Raw genomic sequence first — 1,294 nt, 5'->3', positions numbered from 1 at the left:
GCCGGCTTCGGCGGCTTGGCGACGACGATCGGCTCGCCGGACGGCTCCCGCGAGCCGGTCACGCGGACCAGGTCCGGGTGCCCCGGGCGGACCGTCGAGACCTCGGCGGAGACCCCGGCCTGGCGGGTGAGCAGGTCCACCTCGGCGCGCTGCTCGGGCATCGCCAGCGTCACGACGACGCCGTCCTCACCGGCCCGGGCGGTACGCCCGGCACGGTGCAGGTAGGCCTTGGGGTCGGCGGGCGGGTCGACGTGCACGACGAGCCCGACGTCGTCGATGTGGATGCCGCGGGCCGCGACGTCGGTCGCGACGAGCACCGGCACCGCGCCGGAGCGGAAGTCGTCGAGCGCGCGGTTGCGCTGGCTCTGCGAGCGGCCACCGTGCAGCGGCCCGGCGGCGACGCCCTCGCGGCGCAGCACCCGCACCATCCGGTCGGCGCCGTGCTTGGTGCGCACGAACAGGATCGTGCGGCCCTCCCGGGCGGCGATCTCGGCGACGACGCGGGACCGGTCGTCGCGGTCGACGACGAGCACGTGGTGCTCCATCGTCGCGACGCTGCCGGTCGGCGGGGCGACCGAGCGGGTCACCGGGTCGGTCAGGTGGCGCCGGACCAGGGTGTCGACGTCGCCGTCGAGGGTCGCGGAGAACAGCAGTCGCTGCCCGTCGGCGGGGGTCCGGTCGAGGATCGCGCGGACCTGGGGCAGGAAGCCCATGTCGGCCATGCGGTCGGCCTCGTCCAGCGCGGTGACCGTGACCTCGGACAGGTCGCAGGTGCGCTGCTGCAGGTGGTCGGACAGCCGGCCCGGGGTGGCGACCAGCAGGTCGACCCCGCGCCGGAGCTCGGCGACCTGCTTGTTCATCGACATCCCGCCGACGATGTCGGTCACCCGCAGGTCGACCGCCTTCGCCAGCGGCGCGAGGACCTCGACGACCTGGGTGGCGAGCTCGCGGGTCGGGACCAGCACCAGGCCGCGCGGGGCGGTCGGGCGGGAGCGCTCCCCGGCCAGGCGGGCCAGCAGCGCGAGCCCGAAGGCGAGGGTCTTGCCGGACCCGGTCTGGCCGCGTCCGAGCAGGTCGCGCCCGGCGAGGGTGTCGGGCAGCGTGGCCGCCTGCACCGGGAACGGGGCGGTGAAGCCCTGCTCGGCCAGTGCCTTGGTCAGGCGCTCGGGCAGGCCCAGCTCGGCGAACGACGGCATGCCGTCCTCGGGCTCGATCCACTGCGGCTCCGGCTCCGCCTTCGGGGCGGCGACGGCGGCGGCGCGGGCCGGGGCCGGACGCGACGCTGCGGCGGCGC

Annotated in this window: 1 protein-coding gene; it reads right to left on the bottom strand. The window is 76.7% G+C overall.

Annotated features, from left to right (window positions below; genetic code table 11):
* On the bottom strand, positions 1–1,196 hold a 1,196-nt coding region (locus tag GTW08_RS07720), incomplete at its 3' end, for a DEAD/DEAH box helicase (protein ID WP_161151676.1).
* Positions 1,197–1,294: the final 98 nt, after the last annotated feature.

Source organism: Pseudonocardia sp. SID8383 (assembly GCF_009864975.1).
Classification (GTDB): domain Bacteria; phylum Actinomycetota; class Actinomycetes; order Mycobacteriales; family Pseudonocardiaceae; genus Pseudonocardia; species Pseudonocardia alni.
This window is presented reverse-complemented; position numbering and strand designations above follow the sequence as displayed.